Here is a 5643-nt window from a genome sequence, read left to right as displayed (position 1 = left end):
ATGACCTACGCCGAAGTAGAGTTCATTAAGGCTGAGGCTGCTCAGCGGGGCTATATCGCCACCGATGCTCGCCCCCCACTACGAGCGGGGCGTGCGCGCTGCCATAGAGCAGTGGGGTGCAGTAGTACCGGCCACGTATTTCCAGAATTACCGCGGTGGCCTACAACGGCACCCTGGAGCGTATTATGCTGCAGAAGTACTACGCCCTGTTTTTTACCGATTACCAGCAGTGGTTTGAGTATCGCCGCACGGGCTTACCGGTGCTGCCCCGCGGCCAGGACTTGCAGAACGGCGGCATCATGCCCACGCGTTTCAAGTATCCGCTCATCGTGCAAACCAACAACACCACCAATTACCGCGCCGCCGTGGAGCGCATGGGCTCCGATGACGTGAACACGAAAGTATGGTGGGAGCGGTAAGGTACCCCCGGTATTGCCCTGCCTTGCGCTGACCTATTCCCTGAAATTTCCTTCCTGTGCTTCAGCAACGACGTTCCTTTCTCAAATCTTTAGGGCTCACGGGCCTTGGTATTACCCTACAGCCCACGCTGGGCTTCAGCCAAGCAGCCCCCAATCTTTCGGTACAGCGCCTGGCCGGGCGCGTGCACGCCGGTGGGCAGGGCCTAGCGGGTGTGGCCGTAACGGATGGTCTCACTGTGACCCTCACCGATAGCAAGGGTAATTACGCCATCGACAGCAACGCCACCACCGAATTTGTGCACGTGTCGGTGCCACGGGGCTACGCCTTTCCGCAGGAGAAGGGAATAGCTCGCTTCTACCGGCGCAAGGAGGTGGCAAGGGGCCGCTTTCGGGCCGATTTTGAATTAGTAAAGCTGCCCCAGGACGATACCAAGCACAACTTCATTCTGTGGGCCGACCCCCAAATGATTTCCAAGGCCGACGCCGAAGAATTTAAAGCTACGGCCGTGCCCGATACTCAGCAGCTCATTGCCAGCTATGGCCCCCAAACGCTGTTTCACGGCATTGGGTGCGGCGACTTGGTTTGGGACCATTTCGAGCTGTTTGATGACTACCAGCAAGGGGTAGCTACCACGGGAATCCCTTTCTTTCAGGTTATTGGCAACCACGACATGGACCTGACGGCCCGCACCGACGAAGGCTCCTCGGCGACCTTCCGCCAGCGGTTCGGGCCCACCTACTACTCCTTTAACCGCGGCGAAATTCACTACGTGGTGCTGGACGACGTGTTTTTCATCGGGGCTGCCAAGAAGTACATCGGTTACCTTACGGAGCTCCAACTCGCCTGGCTGGAGCAGGACCTGGCCCACGTGAAGCCCGGCAGCACAGTAGTAGTGAGTTTGCACATTCCGCCCTATACCCGCCAGCACCTGCGCGACAAGCAAAAGGAAGAGTCCATGGGCGGGGTGGTAAGCAACCGCAAGGAGTTGTACCGCCTGCTGCAGCCTTTCAAAGTGCACATTCTCTCGGGTCATACCCACTTCAACGAGGTGCTGCAAACCGCCGATAATGTAACTGAGCATGTGCACGGCACTGTGTGCGGAGCCTGGTGGACGGGTCCCATTTGCACCGATGGTACCCCCGGGGGCTATGGCGTGTACGAAGTAAACGGCCCAGAAATCAAGTGGTACTACAAGTCCATTGGCAAGGCGCGGGACCACCAGTTTCGCGTTTATCCCAAGGGCGTCCTGCCCGACCGGCCCAACGCGGTGCTCGTGAACGTGTGGAACTGGGACCCTAGCTGGAAGGTGGTGTGCATCGAAGATGACGCGCGCCGGACGCCCATGCAGCAGCACACCGGCCACGACCCGCTTTCGGTGCAGCTGCATGCCGGAGCGCAACTGCCCGCTAAGCACAAATGGTAGAGCCTACCACCACCGAACACCTGTTTGTGGCCGAAGTGGGGGCCCAGACCCGGCAGGTACGCATTGAAGTTACGGACCGGTTCGGGCAAGTATACACCGATACTCTGACGGCGTAACGTACGTTACGCTACTAGAGCTGCCAGCGCGGACAACCGCGCTGGCAGCCTCGTTTTCTTGCAATCTAACGGGCGTTCTAGCCCATTCCTGTCCGGTGCTAAAATTGCTTGCTACTTTCTTAGTCGGCCTTGCCACCTCGGCGGCCCTGGCCCAAACGCCTACCTCCTTCGACCGGCAAGGCCACCGTGGTGGCCGGGGGTTGATGCCCGAGAATACGATTCCGGCCATGCGCCGCGCCCTTGACCTAGGAGTGACTACTCTGGAAATGGATGTGCTCATTAGCCAAGACGGGCAGGTGCTGCTCTCCCACGACCCAACCATGAACCCCGATTATGCCCTGACGCCCGCGGGCCAGCGCATTACCAAGGCCGAGCAAGACCAGCACCGGCTCTACGCCTTGCCCTATGCCACCATCCGTCGCTATGATGTGGGTAGCCAGGGCAATTCGCACTTTCCGCGCCAGCAGAAAATGCTGGCCTACAAGCCCCTGCTGGCAGAGGTAATAGACTCCGTGGAGGCGTACGCGCGTCGGAAAAAGCTACCCGCGCCGCATTACAATATCGAAACCAAAACTACCCCGCCGGCGACGGAACCTTGCACCCAGTACCGGCCGAATTTGTGGCGAAGCTACTGGCAGTAGTGCGCGAAAAAGGTGTTGGCCCCCGCGTTATTGTGCAGTCGTTTGACCCGCGCACCCTAGAGCTAGTGCACCAAGCCGAGCCTACGTGGCGCACGGCCTTGCTAGTAGCTAATACCGATGGGCTAGAGGCCAACTTGCGCCGACTGAGCTTCCGGCCTAGCATCTACAGCCCCCAGCATCAACTAGTCACGCCCCAATTGGTGCAAGCCAGCCACGCACAGGGCCTCCGTCTAATCCCCTGGACCGTTAACTCGGCCGCCGACATACAGCGCCTGACTCGCCTTGGTGTGGATGGCATCATTACGGACTACCCCGATTTGTTTGCTGAGGTACTGAACCGTAGGAAGTAGCTCAAACCGTAATAGTAGCTAAGCGGCCGGGGGCTAAGTAACCATTCCTAACGATTAGAACCGCGCTGTATAGTTGAGGCCACTCAAGGTAGCTGATCTATCTTTGCTGCACTGGTATGATCGATTGGAAAGACCTACGATATCTGCAAGCCGGCAATGCCCGGCAGCAGCACGCGTACGCTGTTTTGCAGGCCTTGGCAATGTGGCCGCTACTAGCCGATTTCGACCCCGTGCTGGCGGGCACCATCCTTTGGCGATTGACACGTCTGCCAGCGACTTGGATGTGCTGTGCGAAGTAGCACCGGCAACTCAAGAGCGGTTCCGCCACCTGCTCAGCACCCAGTACGGGCAGCTACCCGGTTTCCGCATCAGCCAGCACATCGTCAATGGCGTCGATTCTGTAGTTGTCAACTTCAGTTACCAAGGCACCGAATTGGAAGTATTTGGGCAAGCGCAGCCTACTTGCCAGCAGGCAGGGTACCGCCATATGGTGGTGGAGCACGCCATATTGGTAGCCGGCGGCGAAGCGTGGCGGCAAGAAATCCGGCGCCTTAAGCACCAAGGAATGAAAACGGAGCCAGCCTTTGCGGCGTTGCTACATATATCTGGCAACCCATATGAGGCACTTCTGACTTTGGAAAACCAAACGCCCGCGGAATTGCAAGCCTACGTTGCGCGCCACCCTATTTCGCGCGGGTACTAGCCGCAGCAGTAAAAGCACTACGCAGAGCCCTCATGCTCGATACCGGTAAGGTGCAATTTGCCCTGGTACACGATTTACCATGAGTGTTCAGCTACCCACTGAGCCTGTAAGCAAGCGTAGCTAGGCAGTAAGAGTGGAAATATTTATAGCTTGTTTTGTAATAAAAAGATGCGTGCCACAAATAAATCATTTGGGGGCGCACTGAGCAGCAAAAACGCCTTAGCTGCTCAAAAACCGGTTTTTATAACTATAGTTTGATAATTTTGATCTAATACATGATTTATTAACTTAAACACTCTTTTATGCTATAGGATTAAAATTAGGTTAAATTTATATATTCGCCTTATCAAGTCAATATCACTCCGTGCTCCTATGCAAACAATCCCTACTCCCAAACCTATTGTACCATTACGGAACCGGCAAGACCTATTCCTTTCCGAAAGCCAAGTACGCCAGCCCAGTCTAGCGTATCATTCGGACTCACCCGTGTCGTTTGACCGGCTGTGCCTGTTCTGTTTCGGGTGGGCTATGGCCTCGCTGCTTCACTGCCTATCGTTCTCCGAGCGGTTCACCAGTGAGTTTCCGTTCAGCTATGCCCTTATTGTGGCTGCTTCCTTAGTTATTCTCAACCCGCGCTCCGTGGGCTTGTTTCTCGTCATGGTCAGCATGAGCTTGTGCAATACGCTGACCTGGATGCCCCAAGAGCCTAACCACATTCTCTTCGAGTTCATTGTTAACCTAGGAATTCTGAGTGCGCTGGGTTGGGCGCTGTTCCGCCACTTCCGGGCGGGCGGCACGCGGGAGATGTTGCAAACGCCGCTAGTGCGCGTGGGGCTGTTTAATGCCTTTGCGCCTTTTGTCCGCCTTAGCTTGGTGGTGCTGTATTTCTTCGCCGTACTGCATAAGTTGAACTGGGACTATTTCAATATCGACATCAGCTGTAGTACGGTGTTGCTGAAGGGGTACGGCCACCGCCTACCCTTTATCCCCATCAATACCTTTACTCAGTGGGGGGCCGTCGTTGGTACCCTCGTGGTTGAAACGGCTATTCCCGTGTTGCTCTGCTTCCGGCGCACCCGTTTGGCGGGTATCCTGCTGGGAATGGGGTTCCATTATTTCCTGGCTATCCATCCCGCTCAAGGACTATTTAGCTTTTCGGGCTTACTGTTTGCCAGCTATCTGCTGTTTGTGCCCATGAGCTTGCCCGGCAAGGTGCAACAGCTAGCTACGTCTTGGTTTGGCAAGGCTACCCAAAAGGTGGCATTTGCCTGCCGGGCACTGCTGATCTTAGGCATACTCGGCTTAGTAGCAGCTGGGGCGACTACCCACGCCGTAGGCCTGCTGGTATGTCTTGTGTGGGGTGCCCTGCTGATAGCGGGCTACTTGCTGATGATGCGTGGCTTCACCGCGGGCAATGAGCGTATGGGGCCACTATTGCGGGTGCAAACGGCGGCTTTTTGGCTGGTACCCACGGCGCTGATCTTCAATGGCCTCAATCCCTACCTTGGGCTAAAGACGGAGAAAAGCTTTTCCATGTTTAGCAACTTGAGAACGGAGGGCGGCGTCAGCAACCATGTGCTGATCCGCAAAGTGGCCTACCTCACGGATGTGCAGAATGATCTGATTGACATAAAAGCAACGAACCTAGCGGCGCTCCAGGCCTTTGCCGACCAGCAGGAGCTAATTACTTACTTCAAGCTGCGCAGCATCACCAGCACCGCTAAACAGGACTTCTACGCCCAGTACACCCGGAACGGGGTGTTGCAAACGGTGCGGGTAGTGAATGGGGTTAGCACCTAGCCGGAGTTGCTGAAACCTTACCCCTGGCTGGTAAACAAGTTTGTGCGGTTCCGGGCCGTCAACAAAGGAGCGTGCCTGTGCACACATTAGGGTAGCCGCCCGCTCACTGACCAAGAGACACCCAGACGCCCGGCGCGCTCAACTCTGTTGAATGCGCCGCGTCTGGGGTCTGGATTTGTTGCGCCTAGCC

At 56.4% G+C, this 5643-nt stretch carries 7 protein-coding genes; all 7 read left to right on the top strand.

From position 1 onward, the window contains the following. Positions 1–155: 155 nt before the first annotated feature. The 7 genes from VI25_RS28050 to VI25_RS21900 all read left to right on the top strand — a co-directional run bounded on the left by VI25_RS28050 (position 156) and on the right by VI25_RS21900 (position 5453). Positions 156–419 (top strand): SusD/RagB family nutrient-binding outer membrane lipoprotein, encoded by a 264-nt coding sequence (locus VI25_RS28050; protein WP_055562896.1) that lies wholly within the window; start codon positions 156–158, stop codon positions 417–419. 56 nt (positions 420–475) lie between these two features. Next, positions 476–1843: a calcineurin-like phosphoesterase C-terminal domain-containing protein gene (locus VI25_RS21920; protein WP_201783377.1), complete on the top strand. Its 1368-nt coding sequence runs from the start codon at positions 476–478 to the stop codon at positions 1841–1843. After that, positions 1837–1959, top strand: a complete 123-nt coding sequence (locus VI25_RS28045; protein ID WP_262489999.1) for a hypothetical protein — start codon at positions 1837–1839, stop codon at positions 1957–1959. The genes VI25_RS21920 and VI25_RS28045 overlap by 7 nt, the downstream gene beginning before the upstream one ends. A gap of 95 nt (positions 1960–2054) precedes the next feature. Continuing rightward, positions 2055–2600: a glycerophosphodiester phosphodiesterase family protein gene (locus VI25_RS28040; protein WP_262489998.1), complete on the top strand. Its 546-nt coding sequence runs from the start codon at positions 2055–2057 to the stop codon at positions 2598–2600. Beyond that, on the top strand, positions 2579–2950 hold the full coding sequence (locus VI25_RS28035) for a glycerophosphodiester phosphodiesterase family protein (protein ID WP_262489997.1): 372 nt from the start codon (positions 2579–2581) through the stop codon (positions 2948–2950). The genes VI25_RS28040 and VI25_RS28035 overlap by 22 nt, the downstream gene beginning before the upstream one ends. A 202-nt stretch (positions 2951–3152) precedes the next feature. Beyond that, positions 3153–3653, top strand: a complete 501-nt coding sequence (locus VI25_RS21905) for a DUF4269 domain-containing protein (RefSeq protein WP_262489996.1) — start codon at positions 3153–3155, stop codon at positions 3651–3653. A gap of 372 nt (positions 3654–4025) precedes the next feature. Then, complete coding sequence (locus VI25_RS21900; RefSeq protein ID WP_045690282.1) at positions 4026–5453, top strand: HTTM domain-containing protein; 1428 nt, start codon at positions 4026–4028, stop codon at positions 5451–5453. The last annotated feature ends 190 nt before the right edge of the window (positions 5454–5643 follow it).

The sequence above is a fragment of the Hymenobacter sp. AT01-02 genome (genome assembly GCF_000961955.2).
GTDB lineage: Bacteria > Bacteroidota > Bacteroidia > Cytophagales > Hymenobacteraceae > Hymenobacter > Hymenobacter mucosus.
The sequence above is the reverse complement of the archived record's forward strand: the minus strand, read 5'-3'. Positions and strand labels throughout refer to the sequence as shown.